Genomic DNA, 19,227 nt, shown 5'->3' with positions numbered 1-19,227 from the left:
CCTCTAAAAGAATAATTCCTAAAACATAATTTAAATCCATGAACCCTGCCATACAAGCATTTAATCAGTCCCTTTCGCCCCAAGAAGCAAAAATTGGGAACTTTTTGGCTCAATATATTTCGGAAGAATTGCCCGAGGCCACTTGTAAAATTTGGCATGCGATACCCGTCTGGTTTATCCAGGATAATCCGGTGGTGGGCTATAGCTCACTCAAAAGGGGGATTCAATTGCTATTCTGGAGTGGGCAGTCTTTTGAAGAAAATTCTTTAGAGGGGATAGGCAAGTTTAAAGCCGCTGGAATTTATTTCAATACCCTCGAAGAAATTCCCCAAGAAGACTTACGGAGATGGCTTCAAAAAGCCAAAACCATACAATGGGATTATAAGAATATCGTCAAAAGAAGAGGTTTGTTAGAAAGAATACAAACGAAAATTAATCCAACCTAAAAAGTTCTGGATTAGGACAATTTTGAGCATAAAAATCCATATCTCTACGTGAACAAACCCCTGGGTAATCCCCAACAAATCCTTGCAAATCTCGAATCAATTGAAAATGTAAATGAGGGGGCCATCCACCATTTTCAGATGAATTTCCCAAATGCCCAATCAATTGACCTTGCTGAATAGTTTGGCCCAAAACCAAGCCTTCCAAATCTTGAGTAGCCAAATGGCCGTACAAACTGTAGATAAGTTCTCCCTGGATTTGATGCGCTACAATCACGGTGGGCCCATAGTTTCCTGAGCCTTCATTCACTTGAAAACTATGTACTATACCATCCATGGGAGCAAAGACTTCTGTACCTGCCTCCGCCCAAATGTCAATGCCTAAATGAATATTTCGAAAGTCTTGTTGGTCTGTTGCAAAATAATCGTGCGATTCATACATCCTTCGATGCTCTAAATAACCCCCTAAACCATATTTGTTCGTTCCCAATGATTCCCGAATGAACTGACAAAATCGGCCAATATTTTGATATACATCGGCATTAAAAATAGGATTTTGTGCACTTAAATCTAAGATTTGGGTGTTAGCATTCGAAAGCGGGGGAACAAATAAGGTAGAAATCATAGTTCACTAAATAAGTATGGAATGGCTTAACCACAGCCTTAAACAAAATTGATGATCCATCCCATGGAAAATGAAATTTGCTTAAAGATTAGACAAAAACATTAAATTGCCCACTAAATTATGAAAAGAAGACGTATGCTAGGCTTTCTAGGAATATTAACAAGTATCTCGCTGGGTTCTTGGATTGCCTTCAATAAAGCTGTTTTGGGTGCAAACCCCAAAGGGAAAAGACTGGAGCGGATTAAAAACTCTCCTCATTTTAAAAATGGAGAATTTCAAAATCTATCTTACACGCCCACATTTGCAGAGGAGAATAATAAAATAGGCTCCATGTGGCGCGTGATGACCAGTAAAAACATCCGCACTAAACCTAGCGTGGCATTGCCTACGGTAAAAACTGATTTCACCAAAATTAGTCCTAGCACCGACTATATGATTTGGTTCGGACACTCTTCTTATTTATTTCAAATAGAAGGCAAAACCTTGTTGATTGACCCTGTTTTAAGTGGTTATGCTGCTCCCTTTTCCTGGTTAAATGCCTCATTTAAAGGAACCGATCCCTATACTGCAGAAAGCTTACCCGATATAGATTATTTACTTATTTCACATGATCATTATGACCATCTCGACTATGAAACGATTCTGAAATTAAAAGGAAAAGTTAAGCGAGTGATCTGTGGTTTGGGAGTGGGAGCTCATCTAGAGCATTGGGGCTATTCTCCCGATATCATAGAGGAATTGGATTGGAATGAGTCCATTGAATTAGAAAAAGATTGGAAATTAACGGCCACTCCAGCAAGACATTTTTCAGGTAGAGGGATACAAAGAAACAAAACACTTTGGCTGTCTTTTGTTTTAAAAACCCCTCATCACAACCTATTCTTGGGTGGAGATAGTGGTTATGACCATCACTTTAAAAACATAGGCGAAAAATATGGACCATTTGACCTAGCCTTGATAGAACAGGGCCAATACAATTTAGCTTGGAAATACATTCATTTAATGCCCGAAGAAATTTTCATCGCAGCCAAGGAATTAAATGCCAAAAAGATTTTTGCAGGACATAATTCCAAATTTAAATTAAGTGTGCATCCTTGGGATGAACCCTTAAAACGCTTATGGGAAAACAGTAAAAAACAAGATATTCCTGTAATTACTCCTAAAATTGGCGAACTGGTAGACCTAAAGGATAATCAATCGACATTTTACAATTGGTGGGAAGGGATTGTATAAGCCTATGAAACCGCTTACTCCCAAAAATGAGCCATTGAGCAAAAAATCATTCATTATAGGTCAAAGAATTCGGTTATTGCTTGTAAGTCTTTAGGTGGATATAAAACCGCCAAGTGTTCTATAAGAAATAAATACACGAGTAAAATCGTTTTGTAAGCAATTTTTAGCCCATTTCTTCTAAAACCATGAAAAGCGAAATCATCCAAAATCTAAACAATCCGGAAAAACTAGAAAGCCTCTACCGAGAAAATACTGCTGCTTTTAAAAGAGAATTTAACCTGGTTTTTCCTGAATATTCCAAAGAACCCAGTGTTCAATTTTGGAATCAGCGCTTAAATTTTAAACAAGAAGGCATTGGTTTAGGCGACAGAAACGAATTGCTTTTTATAGGAGCTTTATTTGTTTTGGCTTCCCTTATCTCACAAATACCACAATTCTTTGGCTTCAATCAGGATGTCTTTTTCCAAAGAAATATATCTTTTGTCGTTTTTCCTGTTTTAAGCTTTTATTTCATTTGGAAAGAGCAATTAGCTTTTTCTAAATTCCTTCTGCCATTAGGTATTGGCTGTTTGGCCGTAATTTACATCAACCTACTTCCCACAAGCACTCACTCTGATTCCATTTTGTTGGCCTGCCTTCATTTACCTTTGATCGGCTGGTCTATCTGGGCATATGCTTATTTAGGCGGAGACTTATCTAATTACTCCAAAAGAATCGAATTTTTACGGATGCATGGTGATTTACTGGTAATGTGTGCCATCATTCTTTTATCTGGAGGATTATTTACAGCAATCTCCTTGGGTTTATTTGAAATTATTGGCTTGGATATTAAAGAAATTTATGGAAAATATGTGATTGTTAGTGGCCTTTCATGTACTCCTATTTTAGGTAATTTTTTAATTCAAAAGAACCCCACTTTAGTCAAAAATGTTTCTCCCGTTATTGCCAAAATCTTTACCCCTGTGGTATTTGTGTTCCTTTTCATTTATTTGATTGCCATGCTATACACGGGCAAAGACCCATACACAAATCGGGAGTTTTTATTAATATTCAATGGTCTTTTAATTGGCGTCATGGCATTGATTCTTTTTTCAGTAGCAGAGGCAGAAAAGCATGAAACTGGCCCAAAAACCACGTTGCTTTTATTGGGTCTTTCAGCTTTAACCATTATCGTAAATGGAATTGCGCTTTCTGCTATTAGTTTCCGCATCATAGAATGGGGAATTACACCCAACCGAATTGCGGTCTTAGGGAGTAATTTATTGATATTTATTCATCTACTTTTAGTGGCCAAATCCCTATTTAAAGCTAGCCAAGGAAAATCTGACCTTAATCAAGTAGCCAAAAGTATCGCGGAATATTTGCCAATTTATGTGATCTGGGCAGCAATCGTTTGCTTTGTTTTCCCCTTACTATTTCAGTTTAAATAAAACATAAAAAAGGCCTTCAATTCTATAAATGAAGGCCTTTTTTTATCAACATGATTCTGGTGCTTATTGATATTTAGCTGGATCTAAACGGAAAAAACGAACCGCATTATTGAATAAGATGTCTCTTTTTTGATCAAATGAAAGGTAATTGGCATTTTCAATTACTCCAATGGACGTCTCCAACAATTTTGGCCACACCATCAAATCTGTGCCATACATGATTCTCTTTCCAAAACCCGCTTGTACCAATCTTCTCAAATACAGGTGAATTTCTTCCAAAGGATAACTCCAAATTAACCCGGCTAAATCGACATACACATGGGAATTAGCTCCCATCAAAGCTACCATTTCGTCGATCATCGGATAGCCGGCATGCATTACCCAAACTTTTAATTTTGGATGGCGAGCTAATAAATCCTCCAACAACAAAGGGTTCCCCAAAGATGCCCGGTATTTGGGTGATGTTAAATTAGCCATGCCATTTCCACCAGTGCCCATGTGAATAGCTACTGGAACATTTAATCGCTCCGCAACTTCAAAATATTTATCGACCGACGGATCACTAGGCGATAATCCTTGGTATTGCAAACCCACTTCACCCACAACTTTATAAAATCCGGTTTTCAAAGAATCCTCAAATGCCTGCACGGAGATCCCATTGGCAGAATTAAAGCCAATGGAAGGAATTACTCGATCCGGAGCAGCAGCCTTTTTCCAATTGCGAATCACTTGAGGGTCTCCTGATGCCACAATGGTCATGTTTAACCGTTTCATGGTCTTCATTAACTCCTCTTGAAATTCTTGATCGGATTTTGCTGCTTTTAACATGATGGCACCTTCTGCATTCAAGAACTTGGGAGTTGGTTCATTAGGATCTGTGCCTGGCATATTACTTAAAAACCAAGGCGACATGTCAGAAGCAAAATTGGGATTGACTTTCATGGCATGTACATGTACGTCAATGATCGGTAAATGCTTCTCAGCCTTACTTTGTCCCAAACTCAGTTGAGCCATTAACAAAAACAGAAAACCTGCGAATAATAGTGTTTTTTTCATGCGTTCTGGAGATAAATATTGTATTTTTCTTCTAATAAAATTTACAAAAGCCTTTTATTGTATCTTTATGCTACAATATAAGCATCCTATAGAAATTTCGTAAGCCTTTCTGGCTTTATTTGTAGCTTTTACCACTCAATAAACCTATATTTTTTAGAAAGAACATTAGAAAAGCATCCATGAATGCTTTTAAAGAATATAGCCCCAATCATATGACCCCACTTTCCCATAAAAAACCTATTCTTTTTGGCTTATTAGCTATTTTGTCTTTTTCCAACATACTGGCTCAGCAAAATTCTACTCAAGCAAATCTCGGTAGCCGAAAGGTCGAAATACTTCAGGTCCAAAACTTAAAGTTTAAAGACCTGAATAAAAACAAAAAGCTAGATCGTTATGAAGACTGGCGTTTGCCTATTTCGGAAAGAATTAAGGATTTGGTATCCCAAATGACCTTGGAAGAAAAAGTAGGTTTCATGTTGATATCCACCACGCGCATGGGAGGCGACAACGTTTTTGGAGCAGCTCCTGCCTCAGGCAAGGCAACGCCGATAAATGATGGTTTCAATGAGGAAGACCTAGTTCAAAATACGAACATGTTTACTAGAAAACCTCTAAGTGCACCTAACATGGCCTCAGCAGGAACTACGAAAGGAGTGCGCCAATTTCATTTACGCCATTTCATATTAAGAGCTAATGCATCACCGGAGATTATGGCAAAATGGTCTAATAATCTTCAGGCATTGTGTGAAGACACGCGACTGGGGATCCCAGCCATCGTTGCATCCAATCCTAGAAATCATGTAACAACCGATGCTTCCGTAGGATTAAGCGTGGGGGTTACGGCCTTTTCTAAATGGCCAGGAGAATTGGGACTAGCAGCCATGCGGGATTTTAGCCTAACACGCCAATTTGCTGAAATTGCCTCACAAGAATGGAGAGCCGTTGGATTAAGAAAAGGCTATATGTACATGGCTGACTTAGCGACTGAGCCTAGGTGGCAACGCGTAGAAGGAACCTTTGGTGAAGATGCGGATTTGACTTCACGGATGATTCAAGAAATCATCCTTGGTTTTCAAGGGAAAAAAATAGGCGCCAATTCCGTGGCCATGACAACGAAACACTTCCCAGGAGGTGGGCCACAAGTGGATGGACAAGATTCCCATTTTGATTGGGGAAAGTTTGCCCATTATCCAGGAGGCATGTTTGATTTTCATTTAAAACCATTTAAGGCAGCCATAGCAGCAGGTACCTCGGCGATTATGCCCTATTATTCCGCTCCTAAGGGAAAGGAATTTGAAGAAGTGGGCTTTTCCTTCAATAAGGCCATGATTAATGATTTACTTCAAAAGAAATTAGGCTTTACTGGTATCATCAACTCAGACACCGGTCCCATTGAAATGATGCCTTGGGGAGTAGAAAACTTGACTATTCCAGAGCGTTATCAAAAAGCCCTTCAAGCAGGAGTGGATATATTTTCTGGTGCTGCTGACCCTGGTACTTTATTGGAAACCGTTAAAAAAGGAATGATTTCCGAGGATCGAATTAATCAGTCAGTAGCTAAATTATTAAAGGAAAAATTTGAATTAGGTTTGTTTGAAAATCCTTACGTTTCCGTGGAAGAAGCGAGCAAAATTATAGGAAATAAAGCCTCCACGGATTTAGCCAACATTGCCCTTCGTAAGTCCATCGTCCTACTTCGCAATGACGAGCAAGTTCTACCCATTAAAAAGAAGACTAAGGTGTTTTTTGAAACATATTTCAACACAGGACGAAATACGGATTTCATCAAAGTAGCTAAACCCAATTACCCTGATGTAGAATTTGTTTCAAGCAAAGAAGAGGCAGATGTCATCTTAGTTTGGCTCATTCCAAATGGCGGAGGATTGTTCAGTTCTCAAGGCACTAAAATTGATTTGAGATTATCTGCTAATCGCATTGATGTGAATCATGTCATTGAGTTAATCCAAAGCAAACCTACCATCGTAGCGATCAATTATACCAATCCTTGGGTGATTGAGGAAATTGATAAAGGGAAAACAAAGTCCATTATTGCCACCTTTGGAACTACTCAAGAAGCATTATTGGATATCGTAACAGGTAAATTCAAGCCAAGCGGAAAAATGCCATTCACGACGCCGATCAACATGAAAGCGGTGGAGGAAAATAAGTCTGATGTTCCCGGTTATATGGAAGGTCCAAATTATGGTTTATTCCCATTTGGACATGGCTTAACCTATAAATAAACCGTTGATTTTGGCTGAATAACTTATCAATTTAAAAAGGCAAAAAGGGGACATTTTATCAATTTCTTTTAATTTTAAAAAAATGTGATTCCATGAATCCCAAAGTAGATGCCTTTCTGGTAAAATTAGCCCAATGGCAAAGTGAATTGAGTGTGCTCAGAAGCCTCATATTGGATATGGGTTTGGAAGAGGATTTGAAATGGGGTTCGCCTTGTTATACTTTTGAAAAATCCAATATTGTTATACTTCAAGGATTCAAAGACTACTTTGCCATCATGTTTTTTAAAGGGGCTCTTTTACAAGATCCCGCCAAGGTATTTAGTAAACCGGGAGAACATACGCAGTCGAGTCGACAGATTCGATTTCGGCATCTGGATGAAATCCTAAGCCAGGAGGACCTCCTAAAAGCCTATATTTTAGAGGCCATCGAGGTAGAAAAAACTGGAGCTAAAGTCATGTTAAAAACCTTGGATGAATATGCGGTGCCCGAGGAACTGGAGGCCGTCATGGAGGAAAATGAAGCTTTCAAAATTGCTTTTAAAAGTTTAACGCCCGGCAGGCAAAGAGCCTACCTCCTTCATTTTTCGGAAGCCAAACAATCGGCCACTCGCTTGACGAGAATCGAAAAAAACATGAAACGTATTTTAAGTGGAAAAGGACTCAATGATTGCATATGTGGACTTTCTCAAAGAATGCCCTCATGTGATGGATCACATAAACAATTGAAGTAAGCATTTGCTCAATCAAATAATCTTTTGATTCAACTTCATCCTATACTCATTCGGAGTTTGACCCATTTTTTTCTTAAAAAAGCGAGTAAAATGCTGCGAATAAGTGAACCCTAATTGGTGTGAAATTTCACTTATATTTTTTTCGAAATCATGTAATAATTCCTTTGCTTGATCCATCAATAATTGATGCAGAATTTCAATTGGCGTTTGTTGCGTTTCTTTCTTTATAATATCTCCCAAATAATTAGTAGATAAATGTAATTTATCCGCAAAATAACTTACACTAGGAAGTCCATAATCGCCTGATTTAGTTTGATTTATATATTCACGAATTAATTCAACATACCTGGATGAAATAAGCTGATGCATGGGTTCCCTATTAATAAATTGCCGCTGGTAATATCTACTACAATAATCCAATAGCAATTCGATATGGGTAACTATTAATTTCTTATTTAACGCATCCAATTCTGGGCTAATTTCACCATTAATTTTTTTAAGTATCTCTTGAATATTTTTTCGCTCTTCTTCTTCCAAATGTAATGCTTCATTATGCTCATAAGAAAAGAATGAATAGGTATGTATTTGTTTCTGGAGCGAGGTTCCTTTAATCAATTCTTCATCGAATGCTAAGCATAAGCCTTGAGGAGTGGCTAAGCTTCCTACTTTATCCACTTTATAAATTTGATGAGGGGCGAAAAACAACAATGTCCCTGCTTCATAGTCATATTGACTAATACCATATTTTAAATCTCCGCAATGAATGTCCTTGAGCATGATACAATAAAAACCCATGCGTATCCATTCTCGACACTTTGGAACAGATTTAGAAAAATCAATGATGCTGATCCAAGGATTCACTGTTGCATGCTCATTGTAAGCATTAAATGAATCAACAGAATCCATGTTCTTGATCACATTATCTTTCTTTTGTTGATTATGTAACATGTCCTAAAAAATGGTAAGTACTTCGGTAAAATGTATACAAAAAGGCTATCTATAACTGCCTAACTTTACATTTTAATTATTAAAATTACATGAAACGCCTCAGTATTTACGTTTTTATTCCCAGCTTATTACTTGCTATAAATTCCTTGTCGCAAGAAATAAGCCCCAAATACCCGACTCAAATCAATGGTTCTATAAGTATTACAAATAATGGAATATCCATAGTTCCTTCATTTTCCTTAGAAAAACCTGCTTCTATTTTTAATATGTCCATTTCCAAAGGACGATTCAGTTTTGATCCAGAATTAGCTTTTTCTTGGGAAGCCAAACCTTGGTATTCTTTATTTTGGTTTCGATATAATTTAAGCCCTAAACAATCAAAATTTAAAATGAATGTAGGTACTCATTTAGGCCTAAATTTTGTAAACTCCCGAATTCCAAACCTAAATGATTCGATAAACATTCAAAAAACGGATCGATACTTGGTATTAGAAATGTTTCCTAGGTATCAAGTGTCCCAACATCTTACCATGGGAGTTTATTATCTAAGGTCTCATAGCCTTGATCCAGGAACACTAAATGCCTTAGATTTTCTCACCTTGTATACTGAAATTAACCAGATAAAACTCAGTAATAAAACCCATTTAAGTATAACACCCCAAATCTATTATTTAAATATTGATGGCAATTCTGGTTACTATTTAACCTCTGAAATTAGCTTATCCATTCACGATTTTCCTATCATATTTAAATCCACTATGAATAAAACTTTTGAATCCAAGATAGAAGGATCCAAGCCATTCTTATGGAATATTAAGCTCGTTTATCCATTAAAAGGGCTAAAATAGGCCCATAAATTTCATTTCAATAAAAAATTTCAGACCTTTGCAGCTCTGTTAATCAATCCTCATGAAATTTAAAACCACACTTTTGCTATGTATACTAGCAAGTGCTAACCACTTATACGCTCAAAAAGACAGTACACAAACACCCTCTTTTTTTGCAGGACAAATCACCGCTACCAATAATGGTGTTTCATTGATTCCTTCGTTTTCATTAGGAAAACCTGCCTTATTATTCGACTTATCACTAGGCAAAGGAAGATTAAGTTTTGATCCTATGTTGCGCTTTGCCATGGACGGGAAACCATGGGCTTTTGTATTATGGTGGAGATATAAAGCTATCCAGCAAAAAAAATTCAACATGAGCGTAGGGGCTCACCCTGCCTTTGTTTTTCGAAGTGAAGAAGCCAATGTTAATGGAGTAAATACCTCCTATTTAAAAGCTCAACGCTTCTTTGCTTGGGAAGCCACTCCCTTATTATCGGTTCATAAAAATATTTCCTTAGGCTTTAATTATTTAGGCTCTGTGGGACTTACCAAAGATGTGACACAAAGCACCACCTTTCTATCCTTAAAAAGTATTTTCTCCCATCTTACGTGGTACAAAGATTGGGAAGCAACCATTATCCCTCAGTTTTTTTACTTAAAAATGGATGACCTAGATGGCACCTATGTCAGCGGGGCATTGGTTATTTCCAAGAAAAAAAGTCCGATGACTTTGACGACCATGTTTAGCAAAAAACTGCGTTCTGCACTGCCTGGAGATGACTTGCTTTGGAGTGTCGGGTTAAATTATAACTTCAACCACAAATTCAGAAGAATCAACTAAGGCTTTAAGGTTCCTACCAAGAATTGAAGCACTTTGGTTTTTAAATCTTCTGTATCATACATGCGCCCAAAATGAGGCGCATCTTTAACAATAATCAGTTCGTTTTTTACGCCAACGGTACTCAACCATCCGCTTAATAGCTTAGATTGTTTGTTATTTACACTCTTGTCTTTTTCTCCATGGATAATTAAAAAAGGAGGATCCTGTCGATCTACATAGCTAACCGGACTGGCCTTCTTGGCTAGGTCGGGTCGGTCCACCGGAACGGCCCCTAATAAAATAGCTTCGGGTGCTTTTGGATCATCACTACTTTCAAGACTTGTTAAATCAGAAGGGCCATAAAAGTCTACGACTGCCTTAATATTGAATTTTTGGGCTTTCCCGTTCATAAAAAAAGCCCCTACCTGGTTATTATTTGCAAGTCCAAGCAAGGAAGCAAGATGCCCCCCGGCAGAAAATCCCATGATGGCGATTTTGTTTTTATCTATGTGGTATTTATCCGCCTGCTCAACTAGGTAAATTAATGCTTGGTTACAATCTTGTATTTGAGCGGGAAAAATAGCTTGACTCGCCCAGCGATAATCAATGGATGCCACTGCAAAGCCCTGATTGATCATGGCAGTTAGCGTATTTCCCATATAGCCCATATCGGCATATTTATCATTAACTAACCAGCCTCCACCATGTATGAAAACTACCAAAGGAAGTTTTCCAGTCGTATTAGCAGGCAAATAAATATCCAATAAATGCTTTTTCAAGGTATCCTGAGCAAAGGGAATGTTCGCATGAAGGACAGTTCCTGCAGGAAAAAGCTTGAGAACAGGATTGCTTGCTTGGGACAATAGCGAATTCGCCTGCAAAAGAAGAAGGAGGCAAAAGCCCCAATTGGTCAATTTCTTAGGAATTAATTTCATCATGATGTATTACAAAATAATTAATCAACGTGCATTGAACTACCAATAAGCATTTTTAAAACCAGAATATCAAAAAAAAGTCCATCCATTTACAAGGATGGGCTTTCTATTTAAAGAAACTAAGCTATTTGATTTCCAAAAGGTTGCTTGTATAAACGCTTCCCCGTAGCCTGATATATTGCATTGGCCATCGCACCAAAAATCGGTGGGAATGGCGGCTCTCCTAAACCGGTCGGATCTATTTCATTCGCCACAAAATGCACATCGATTTTCTTCGGTGCTTCATTATGACGAATCATACGATACGTATCAAAGTTCTTTTGATTTGTGCTTCCTTCTGTAAAGGTCAAATTGCCAAATAAGGCATTTCCAATCCCGTCTATCGCCGCTCCCTCTGCCATATTCTTTGCTCCTTCTGGATTCACTACCACCCCACAATCCACCGCAGAAGTAACTTGATCTACGATTACCTGGCCATCCTTCACATGCAAATCAATCACCTGTGCTGCATAGGAATTATGACAGAAATATGCCGAAACGCCTCGCTTTTTGTTGGCATTCTCAGGCTTACCCCATCCCGATTTATCCCTAACTAATTCCAATACGCCCATATATCTAGACGCATCATAATCATTGTTTTTACCTACTGGCGATTCCTTAGCCCTTTTCAATAATTCCAATCGGAAAGCAATAGGGTCCTTACCCATGTATTCTGCTATTTCATCTAAAAAAGATTGCTCAGCTGCGGCATTGAAATTGGAGCGGGGAGCACGGAATGCTCCCACCGTAATGTTCGATGGAATAGACCAGCTTTCAGCCACATAATTGTCGATAGCTCCTGCAGGAAAACGGTTGGCATGTAAGGGTGACTCTGGAATACCTCCACCTTTAATATGCATCGCGGTTAATCGCTTGTTTTCATCAAAAGCAGCCCGATAGGTTAATTGGTAAGTTGGACGATAAATACCTCCACTCACATCATCCTCGCGGCTATAGACCAATTTTACAGGTGCATTAGCTTGCTTGGAAATTAAGGCCGCCTCCACCATATAGTGACCATAGGCCCGGCGACCAAAGCCTCCTCCCATACGGGCTAATTGAATCTCAATATTTTCCTTGGGAATACCCAAACGCGTAGCAATGGTATTAGCAATAAAATCTGGACCTTGTATCGGTGCTACAAATCTCACTTTATTTCCTTGGAAATGCGCAAAGGTATTGGTGGGCTCCATGATATTATGGGCCAAAAACGGAGCAGTATAGGTTCTTTCAATGATATGTTTAGCTGCTTCAAATGCTTTTTCAGGCTCTCCATCTTTTCGCTCCACACGACCTGGCTTTTTATCCATAGCCAACATATCCGCATAGTGTTTGCTCGTACTTTCCAATCCACCAGGAACAACCGTCTCCCGATTATTCATTATTTCCTTGGTATCTGGAGCATTTTCCCAAACAACATTTAACCTTTTTCGGGCATTCATAACATCCCAAGTGCTCTTACCAACAACAGCGATTACCTCATTAAATGAACGCGTGTCAAACATGGCCAATTTTTGTGTTGGCTCGTACACTTGAATGGTAAATACATCCACAATGCCTGGCATTTTCTTGGCAGCTGTTGCATCAAACGATTTCAAACGCATACCAAATGCTGGAGGACGTTCCGTCATGGCAATTAGCATACCTTCCTCCTTGTAATCCATGCCAAACAAGGGCTTACCATGGACAATCTTACTTCCCTCAACATTTTTCTGTGGAGTACCTAATAACCTAAATCCTTTATTGGCTTTTAAAACAATATCTTTTGGCACAGGTAATTTAGAAGCTGCGCTAGCGAATGAACCATAAGTAGCAGATTTCCCACTAGCGGCATGCTTTACTTGTCCTTTAGAAGTCGTCAATTCGGCAACTGGAACATTCCATGCTTGACTCGCTGCCGTTAATAACATTTGTCTAGCCGATGCACCGGCTGTTCGCAATAACTTCCAGGCAGAACGGATCGACTGACTTCCACCAGTAAATTGACGGTTGAAAAGTGCAGGATTATAGCTAGCTTGTTCTACCACAATAGCTTTAAAATCAACATCCAATTCCTCCGCAACCAACATGGGTAAGGAGGTCATGACATTCTGACCAAACTCCGGATTGGGAGAGAAAATTTTAATCACATTATCAGGTGTGATTTTGATATAACTGGTCAGCTCTTGCCAAATAGGTTCTGCGCCTAATTCGGCTAATGTTTCTACGGGTTTAGCGCTAGCAAACCAGGAAATCCCCAACATAAATCCCCCTCCTGAAAGAGAAGAGACCTTTAAAAACGAGCGTCTGCTGTAATTTGAATCTGTCTTTTTCATGTTATTTCGTGTTCGAAGCGGCTAATTGAATGGCTTTTTTAATACGGGTATAGGTTCCACAGCGACAAATATTTCCCGACATAAAATTATCGATATCTTCTTCTGTAGGACGAGGTGTATTTTTCAATAAGGCGGCAGCACTCATGATTTGTCCAGACTGGCAATAGCCACATTGTGCCACATCCAGGTCTAACCAGGCTTTTTGAACAGGATGATCTCCCTTTTCAGCTAAGCCCTCAATCGTAGTGATTTGTTGGTTTGCTAAAGAAGAAATCGGCAATTGGCAGGAACGAACTGCAATCCCATTTAAATGAACGGTGCAAGCTCCGCAGGATCCTACCCCGCATCCATACTTGGTACCTTTCATGTCCAAAATATCTCTTAATACCCACAATAGAGGCATGTTTTCATCTACCTCAACGGTATGAGATTTTTTGTTAATTCGTACGGTGAATTTCTTTATCATAGCTTGGTATTTTTATCAAGTTTACAAATGTATTCAATTGGTCTTCGAATAAATTATAATAATCAAACAATTAAATTAATCTATACTTCTGGTTCCTAGCCACTTAACCATGGCAGGATCTCGGTGGTTAAAAAAGCTGCTCTTTTGCGTATCCAATGTCTGCACCATTTCCATCTCCCCATCCGTCAAATGGAAATCAAAGACTTGGAAATTCTCTTGCATTCGACTTTTTTGAATGGTTTTAGGTATAGCTACAATGCCGCGTTGAATCAACCAACGAAGAATAATTTGAGCTATGGATTTATTGTGGGCTTGAGCTATGGACATTAACAATGGATTTTCAAACATTCCATTTTTGCCTTCCGCAAAAGGGCCCCATGATTCTATCTGTATTTCTTGCTCTTTTAAAAACTGCTGGTTAGCTATTTGTTGCTGAAACGGATGGGTTTCTACTTGATTTACCGCGGGAAGAATGTCGGTATGATTCATCAAATCCACGATTCGATCAGGCTGGAAATTACTAACTCCTATGGCACGAATACGACCCTCTTGGTACAATTTCTCCATAGCCCTCCATTCTCCAAAAACATCCCCATAAGGCTGATGGATTAGATACAAATCCAGGTAATCAAGTTTAAGTTTTTTCATGGATTTATCAAAGGCTGCCAAGGTACCTTCCAATCCATTTCTTTGAATCCAAAGTTTAGTGGTAATGAATAAATCCTCACGAGGCAATGCGGAAGATTGAATAGCCCGACCAACGGCCTCCTCATTACCATAAGAGGCTGCTGTGTCAATGGAGCGATAGCCTACTTCAAGGGCTTCGCTGACACTTTTTTCACATGCAAATGGATCCGGGATTTGGAAAACTCCAAAACCCAAAATGGGCATTTTAACTCCGTTATTTAATGCAACATACTCCATACCAATGCTTAGTTCAAATGGCGATATTGTAAAGGTGTATTTCCAACCCGTTCCTTAAAAAGACGAGTGAAGTGCTGTGGATATTTGAAACCCAATTCATAAGCGATTTCATTGATCGTTTTGTTGCCATCAAAAACTCGATCTTTGGCTACGTTGATTAATTTATTTTGAATCAATTCTTTCACAGATTGACCGGTTTCTTTTTTAATTAAATCCCCAAAATAATTGGCCGAAAGATTAACTTGATCTGCAAAGTAGGCCACCGAAGGCAAGCCTAAGGACTGAGGTTTATCAGATACAAAATACTCATTTAAAAGGTCTTCAAAACGAGTTAAAATACCTTTGTTTACATGCTCACGAGAGATGAATTGGCGATCATAAAAACGCTCACAATAATTGAGGAATAATTCAATATTGGCTGTAATCAACTTCTTACTATGCTTATCTACACTTTGCGATAATTCAAATGCTATCTTCGAAAAACAGTCCAATACAATTTGTCGCTCAGAATCCGAAATATGCAATGCCTCATTCGATTGATAACTAAAGAAATGGTAGGTAGCCAAAGCTTTCCCTAAGGACGTTCCATGCATTAAATCAGGATGAAAAATTAATCCATAGCCTTTTGGCTGATAGGATTTAGCGGGAATTTCAAATTCAGATACTTGGCCGGGAGCAAAGAATACCAAGGTTCCTGCTTGGTAGTCGTAGGTATGCCTACCATATACGATATCACCACATTTTACATCTTTCAAATAAACACAATACAAGCCATAGTGAAACTTAACTCGATTTACTTCATCGCCCCATTCACGAGGAGCCGCTTTAGAAAAATCAATCACCGTCACTAAGGGGTGAAGTGTGGGATGATTATTGTCCGTATTGTATTGACTTATCGAGTCAATTGAATAGTTACGTATCATGATACTTCTAGTTTGAAACGAAATTAACATAATTCTAATTTCTAAATTCTCTATTAAATAGAATCAGTAATTATGGTAGACAAATCCGTAATTTATCTACTATGTTTATGTATTAATAGCATGAGATTTGCAGCTAATCATACAACAAAAAGCAAATATCCCATGAAAAATTTACTCGCTACCTCCATATTAATCTTTGTTTCCACTTTAGGATGTTTAGGTCAAAATAATTCAGCAGAACAAGAAATCATTCAATTATCCAAAAATAAATGGCAGTGGATGGCGGATAAAAATGTGGATAAGCTCAGTCAATTATTCCATGAAAAATCGGTTTTTGTTCACATGGGAGGAAGTTGGGGAAAAGACCGCGAAGTTAACATTATCAAAGGGGGAATGATTCACTATAAAAAGGCTGACATACATTCCGTTTCGGTCCAAATCATTGATTCAACGGCTATCCTATTAAACCGCATCACTTTACTAGCTGTAGTTGGTGGAAACGAGGTAACGAACCCTTTTGAGGTAACCGAAGTTTACATCAAACAAGCTAAGGGATGGCGACTGGGTTCACTATCTTTCACTAAATTAATGACGAATAATCAATAATGAATGTAGACTGAATTTAACATTTAGAAATGGCTGTATTAAATTGCTTAGGCTCCAATATTGATTCCCCAAGATTAAACCTAATTGTATCATGGAAAAGCAAAAATCCGTTTCACGTAGATCCTTTTTGCAAGCTGCCGCACTTAGTAGCGGGGGATTCATATTAAGTTTCACCTATTTCTCAAGCTTAGCCTCCTCTGCAAATTCCGCCAAAACTGTTGGTACCAGGCCCCATGAAATGAATGGTTTTGTTAAAATTACTTCAGACAATATCATTCAAATCATGTCGCCCAATCCAGAAGGTGGACAAGGAGTAAAAACCTCCATGCCGATGATTGTGGCAGAAGAATTGGATGTGAATTGGAAACAAGTTCAGGTAATTCAAGCGGATTTAGATACTAAGCATTTCACTAGACAATACATCGGGGGAAGCCAAGCTATACACCAAGGATGGAAACCCCTTCGCCAAGCAGGTGCTGCAGCCCGTTTGATGCTGATAGAAGCGGCTGCCAAACAATGGCAAGTACCTATCCAAGAAATTACTACTTCCCAAGGAATGCTTTTCCATAAAAAAAGTGGTAAATCTGCTAAATATGGGGATCTGGCCAGTTTAGCGGCAAGCATTCAAATACCTACCACGATTCCATTAAAAATAGTTAAGGAATTTTCCATTATTGGTAAGTCCAAAACAAATGTTGATTTAAAGAAAATTGTTACCGGAAAACCATTATTTGGCATTGATACCCAAGTTTCAGGTATGCTGATTGCCATGATTGTTCACCCTCCTGCCTTTGGACTTGAATTAAAATCCATCCAAGATGCAGAAGCTAGAAAAATGAGGGGCATCAAAGATATTTTCCCGATTAAAATATTCAACGATGGATATGAAAAATCCTTTTTTGATACGACAAGTTTCAATGAGGTCGTAGCCATTGTAGGAAATTCTACCTGGGAAGTACTACAAGCCAAAAAAGTACTACAAGTCACTTGGCAGGAATCAAAAGCTTATTCTCAACCTAGAAATATGCTAGGCCGAAAAATGGTGGAAAATATACCTGCTGGCCTTGAAAGCACATCGAAGCACATGGCCAGCATGGCCGCTAAAAAAGACCAAGCAGCAACGGTAAGGAGAAAAGACGGCGATGTAGAATCAGCATTTAAATCTGCCGCTAAAGTCATCGAAAAAACCTACTATGGGCCATATTTGGCACATAATTGCATGGAGCCCATGAATTTTTTCGCTGATGTAAAAAATGATTCCGCCCATTTATCTGGACCATTACAAAAACCTGAACTAACAGAGCAATCCCTTTCTGCCCGACTAGGGCTCCCGCTAGATAAAATCAATATTCAAATGACTCGTCTAGGTGGTGGTTTTGGAAAGAGATCTTATGCACACTGGATGATTGAGGCAGCACTTATATCACAAAAAGTTAAAGCTCCCGTTAAACTTATTTATACCCGAGAGGATGACATGACTTCAGGTGTTTACCGATCGACATATTCGGCTACATATAAGGCCGCTTTGGACGCGCAAAATAACCTGATAGCTTTTCATGTAAAAGCGGGAGGCATCCCCGAGTCTCCTTTATATCCAAACCGCTTTCCTGCAGGTGCTGTTGACAATTATTTAGCTGAAGACTGGACCATAGATTCCAATATTACTGTAGGCTCATTTCGCGCTCCACGTTCCAATTTTATGGCAGCTGCTGAACAATCTTTTCTAGATGAAGTAGCTGAACTCGCTGGTAAAGATCCGATTGATTTCCGTCTGGAATTGTTAAAACGTGCCGCTGAAAAACCTGTAGGTAAAAACAATGAATATGAGCCAGAAAGATATGCAGGAGTTTTACAATTAATCAAGGAAAAATCAAATTGGAACCATATCAAATCGACTAAAAAAGTAGGGGTTTCTGCTTATTTCTGCCATGATTCTTATGCAGCCAATATCATAGAACTAGAGATGAAAGATGGCATTCCTGTAATTGAAAAAGTTCATTGCGCCATTGATTGCGGTATTGTGATTAATCCCACCGGAGCACAAAATATGGTAGAAGGTGGTGTAATCGATGGAATTGGTACGGCTTTATTTGGAAATATGCCCATTAATCAAGGTGTTCCTCAGCATAAAAATTTTGATACCTATCGCATGATTCGCATGAATGAGGCTCCAAAATCCATAGCTGTTCATTTTGTGAAAAATGAGATTGATCCAAGCGGCATGGGAGAGCCTGCCTATCCTCCGGTATTTGCCGCATTAGCCAATGCCCTTTATAAAGCCACAGGTAAACGTCAATATCATCAACCTTTCATTGATCATATCTAGATTTCATGCTTCATCTAGTCAAGGCTTCCTTTACCTTCACATTAATTCATTAGTTCCCTTAAACTAAAAACCCTTTAGCCATTAGCCAAAGGATTTCCAAACCTGTGTTCTATAAATTATAATTTTTTGTGCACTGGTTTTAGGATAACCTGTGCCAGTTAATATTTCGTTGATTAAGTGTAATGAAGTATCTTTTTTTACAATGCAAATTTGCTTCAAAATTACCGTTAACTAAAAAAACCATTGTTCATTTTGGGGAATTTTGAACAAATAAGGGCACTTTTAGTCGCCATTTGAAAACACTAAAATGCATAAAATTAAAATGTTTAAACTT

Annotated in this window: 17 protein-coding genes; 9 read left to right on the top strand and 8 right to left on the bottom strand. The window is 38.5% G+C overall.

All coding sequences use genetic code 11. The features are described from left to right. The first annotated feature begins 38 nt into the window (after positions 1–38). Positions 39–446, top strand: a complete 408-nt coding sequence (locus tag ACST15_RS05610) for a DUF1801 domain-containing protein (RefSeq protein ID WP_459453709.1) — start codon at positions 39–41, stop codon at positions 444–446. Here the strand turns inward: ACST15_RS05610 and ACST15_RS05605 are convergent. Then, positions 433–1,068: a peptidoglycan DD-metalloendopeptidase family protein gene (locus tag ACST15_RS05605; RefSeq protein ID WP_459453708.1), complete on the bottom strand. Its 636-nt coding sequence runs from the start codon at positions 1,066–1,068 to the stop codon at positions 433–435. The genes ACST15_RS05610 and ACST15_RS05605 overlap by 14 nt on opposite strands. Positions 1,069–1,188: 120 nt before the next feature. On the opposite strand from ACST15_RS05605, the gene ACST15_RS05600 reads away from it, so the two are divergent. Together ACST15_RS05600 and ACST15_RS05595 are read left to right on the top strand one after the other, a co-directional pair. Then, positions 1,189–2,301, top strand: a complete 1,113-nt coding sequence (locus ACST15_RS05600) for an MBL fold metallo-hydrolase (protein ID WP_459453707.1) — start codon at positions 1,189–1,191, stop codon at positions 2,299–2,301. A 185-nt stretch (positions 2,302–2,486) separates the two neighbouring features. Continuing rightward, complete coding sequence (locus ACST15_RS05595) at positions 2,487–3,731, top strand: hypothetical protein (protein WP_459453706.1); 1,245 nt, start codon at positions 2,487–2,489, stop codon at positions 3,729–3,731. Positions 3,732–3,794: 63 nt separating this feature from the next. Here ACST15_RS05595 and ACST15_RS05590 read toward each other — a convergent pair whose 3' ends face one another. Beyond that, positions 3,795–4,787: an amidohydrolase family protein gene (locus ACST15_RS05590; protein ID WP_459453705.1), complete on the bottom strand. Its 993-nt coding sequence runs from the start codon at positions 4,785–4,787 to the stop codon at positions 3,795–3,797. A gap of 179 nt (positions 4,788–4,966) precedes the next feature. Between ACST15_RS05590 and ACST15_RS05585 the strand changes: the two genes are divergently transcribed. Together ACST15_RS05585 and ACST15_RS05580 are read left to right on the top strand one after the other, a co-directional pair. Further along, on the top strand, positions 4,967–7,030 hold the full coding sequence (locus tag ACST15_RS05585) for a glycoside hydrolase family 3 protein (RefSeq protein ID WP_459453704.1): 2,064 nt from the start codon (positions 4,967–4,969) through the stop codon (positions 7,028–7,030). 92 nt (positions 7,031–7,122) lie between these two features. Further along, positions 7,123–7,761, top strand: a complete 639-nt coding sequence (locus tag ACST15_RS05580) for a YdeI/OmpD-associated family protein (protein WP_459453703.1) — start codon at positions 7,123–7,125, stop codon at positions 7,759–7,761. A gap of 12 nt (positions 7,762–7,773) precedes the next feature. Here ACST15_RS05580 and ACST15_RS05575 read toward each other — a convergent pair whose 3' ends face one another. Continuing rightward, complete coding sequence (locus ACST15_RS05575) at positions 7,774–8,709, bottom strand: helix-turn-helix domain-containing protein (protein WP_459453702.1); 936 nt, start codon at positions 8,707–8,709, stop codon at positions 7,774–7,776. Positions 8,710–8,798: 89 nt separating this feature from the next. Between ACST15_RS05575 and ACST15_RS05570 the strand changes: the two genes are divergently transcribed. Next, the gene (locus ACST15_RS05570) at positions 8,799–9,557 is read left to right on the top strand and encodes a hypothetical protein (protein WP_459453701.1); all 759 of its coding nucleotides are present in this window, start codon (positions 8,799–8,801) and stop codon (positions 9,555–9,557) included. A 61-nt stretch (positions 9,558–9,618) separates the two neighbouring features. After that, positions 9,619–10,380: a hypothetical protein gene (locus ACST15_RS05565; protein ID WP_459453700.1), complete on the top strand. Its 762-nt coding sequence runs from the start codon at positions 9,619–9,621 to the stop codon at positions 10,378–10,380. Here the strand turns inward: ACST15_RS05565 and ACST15_RS05560 are convergent. From ACST15_RS05560 to ACST15_RS05540, 5 genes are all read right to left on the bottom strand, one after another. Then, on the bottom strand, positions 10,377–11,297 hold the full coding sequence (locus tag ACST15_RS05560) for an alpha/beta hydrolase fold domain-containing protein (protein ID WP_459453699.1): 921 nt from the start codon (positions 11,295–11,297) through the stop codon (positions 10,377–10,379). The genes ACST15_RS05565 and ACST15_RS05560 overlap by 4 nt on opposite strands. Positions 11,298–11,413: 116 nt before the next feature. Continuing rightward, positions 11,414–13,648 carry a xanthine dehydrogenase family protein molybdopterin-binding subunit gene (locus tag ACST15_RS05555; protein WP_459453698.1) on the bottom strand — a complete coding sequence of 745 codons (2,235 nt, stop codon included), beginning with the start codon at positions 13,646–13,648 and terminating at the stop codon, positions 11,414–11,416. A gap of 1 nt (position 13,649) precedes the next feature. Further along, positions 13,650–14,111 carry a (2Fe-2S)-binding protein gene (locus ACST15_RS05550; protein ID WP_459453999.1) on the bottom strand — a complete coding sequence of 154 codons (462 nt, stop codon included), beginning with the start codon at positions 14,109–14,111 and terminating at the stop codon, positions 13,650–13,652. A gap of 78 nt (positions 14,112–14,189) precedes the next feature. Beyond that, positions 14,190–15,038 (bottom strand): aldo/keto reductase, encoded by an 849-nt coding sequence (locus ACST15_RS05545; protein ID WP_459453697.1) that lies wholly within the window; start codon positions 15,036–15,038, stop codon positions 14,190–14,192. Positions 15,039–15,046: 8 nt separating this feature from the next. Beyond that, a complete protein-coding gene (locus tag ACST15_RS05540; protein ID WP_459453696.1) occupies positions 15,047–15,961 on the bottom strand; it encodes a helix-turn-helix domain-containing protein in 915 nt (304 codons plus the stop codon). Positions 15,962–16,123: 162 nt separating this feature from the next. Between ACST15_RS05540 and ACST15_RS05535 the strand changes: the two genes are divergently transcribed. Next, the gene (locus tag ACST15_RS05535; protein WP_459453695.1) at positions 16,124–16,567 is read left to right on the top strand and encodes a nuclear transport factor 2 family protein; all 444 of its coding nucleotides are present in this window, start codon (positions 16,124–16,126) and stop codon (positions 16,565–16,567) included. Positions 16,568–16,658: 91 nt separating this feature from the next. Next, the gene (locus ACST15_RS05530; RefSeq protein ID WP_459453694.1) at positions 16,659–18,893 is read left to right on the top strand and encodes a xanthine dehydrogenase family protein molybdopterin-binding subunit; all 2,235 of its coding nucleotides are present in this window, start codon (positions 16,659–16,661) and stop codon (positions 18,891–18,893) included. The last annotated feature ends 334 nt before the right edge of the window (positions 18,894–19,227 follow it).

The organism is Aquirufa sp. Wall-65K1, assembly GCF_054558475.1.
The sequence above is the reverse complement of the archived record's forward strand: the minus strand, read 5'-3'. Positions and strand labels throughout refer to the sequence as shown.

What these genes read in the sequence shown, in the direction of transcription:
- ACST15_RS05610 (WP_459453709.1), top strand. Translation starts at nt 39, where the DNA reads ATGAACCCTGCCATACAAGCATTTAATCAGTCCCTTTCGCCCCAAGAA.
- ACST15_RS05605 (WP_459453708.1), bottom strand. Translation starts at nt 1,068, where the DNA reads ATGATTTCTACCTTATTTGTTCCCCCGCTTTCGAATGCTAACACCCAA.
- ACST15_RS05600 (WP_459453707.1), top strand. Translation starts at nt 1,189, where the DNA reads ATGAAAAGAAGACGTATGCTAGGCTTTCTAGGAATATTAACAAGTATC.
- ACST15_RS05595 (WP_459453706.1), top strand. Translation starts at nt 2,487, where the DNA reads ATGAAAAGCGAAATCATCCAAAATCTAAACAATCCGGAAAAACTAGAA.
- ACST15_RS05590 (WP_459453705.1), bottom strand. Translation starts at nt 4,787, where the DNA reads ATGAAAAAAACACTATTATTCGCAGGTTTTCTGTTTTTGTTAATGGCT.
- ACST15_RS05585 (WP_459453704.1), top strand. Translation starts at nt 4,967, where the DNA reads ATGAATGCTTTTAAAGAATATAGCCCCAATCATATGACCCCACTTTCC.
- ACST15_RS05580 (WP_459453703.1), top strand. Translation starts at nt 7,123, where the DNA reads ATGAATCCCAAAGTAGATGCCTTTCTGGTAAAATTAGCCCAATGGCAA.
- ACST15_RS05575 (WP_459453702.1), bottom strand. Translation starts at nt 8,709, where the DNA reads ATGTTACATAATCAACAAAAGAAAGATAATGTGATCAAGAACATGGAT.
- ACST15_RS05570 (WP_459453701.1), top strand. Translation starts at nt 8,799, where the DNA reads ATGAAACGCCTCAGTATTTACGTTTTTATTCCCAGCTTATTACTTGCT.
- ACST15_RS05565 (WP_459453700.1), top strand. Translation starts at nt 9,619, where the DNA reads ATGAAATTTAAAACCACACTTTTGCTATGTATACTAGCAAGTGCTAAC.
- ACST15_RS05560 (WP_459453699.1), bottom strand. Translation starts at nt 11,297, where the DNA reads ATGATGAAATTAATTCCTAAGAAATTGACCAATTGGGGCTTTTGCCTC.
- ACST15_RS05555 (WP_459453698.1), bottom strand. Translation starts at nt 13,648, where the DNA reads ATGAAAAAGACAGATTCAAATTACAGCAGACGCTCGTTTTTAAAGGTC.
- ACST15_RS05545 (WP_459453697.1), bottom strand. Translation starts at nt 15,038, where the DNA reads ATGGAGTATGTTGCATTAAATAACGGAGTTAAAATGCCCATTTTGGGT.
- ACST15_RS05540 (WP_459453696.1), bottom strand. Translation starts at nt 15,961, where the DNA reads ATGATACGTAACTATTCAATTGACTCGATAAGTCAATACAATACGGAC.
- ACST15_RS05535 (WP_459453695.1), top strand. Translation starts at nt 16,124, where the DNA reads ATGAAAAATTTACTCGCTACCTCCATATTAATCTTTGTTTCCACTTTA.
- ACST15_RS05530 (WP_459453694.1), top strand. Translation starts at nt 16,659, where the DNA reads ATGGAAAAGCAAAAATCCGTTTCACGTAGATCCTTTTTGCAAGCTGCC.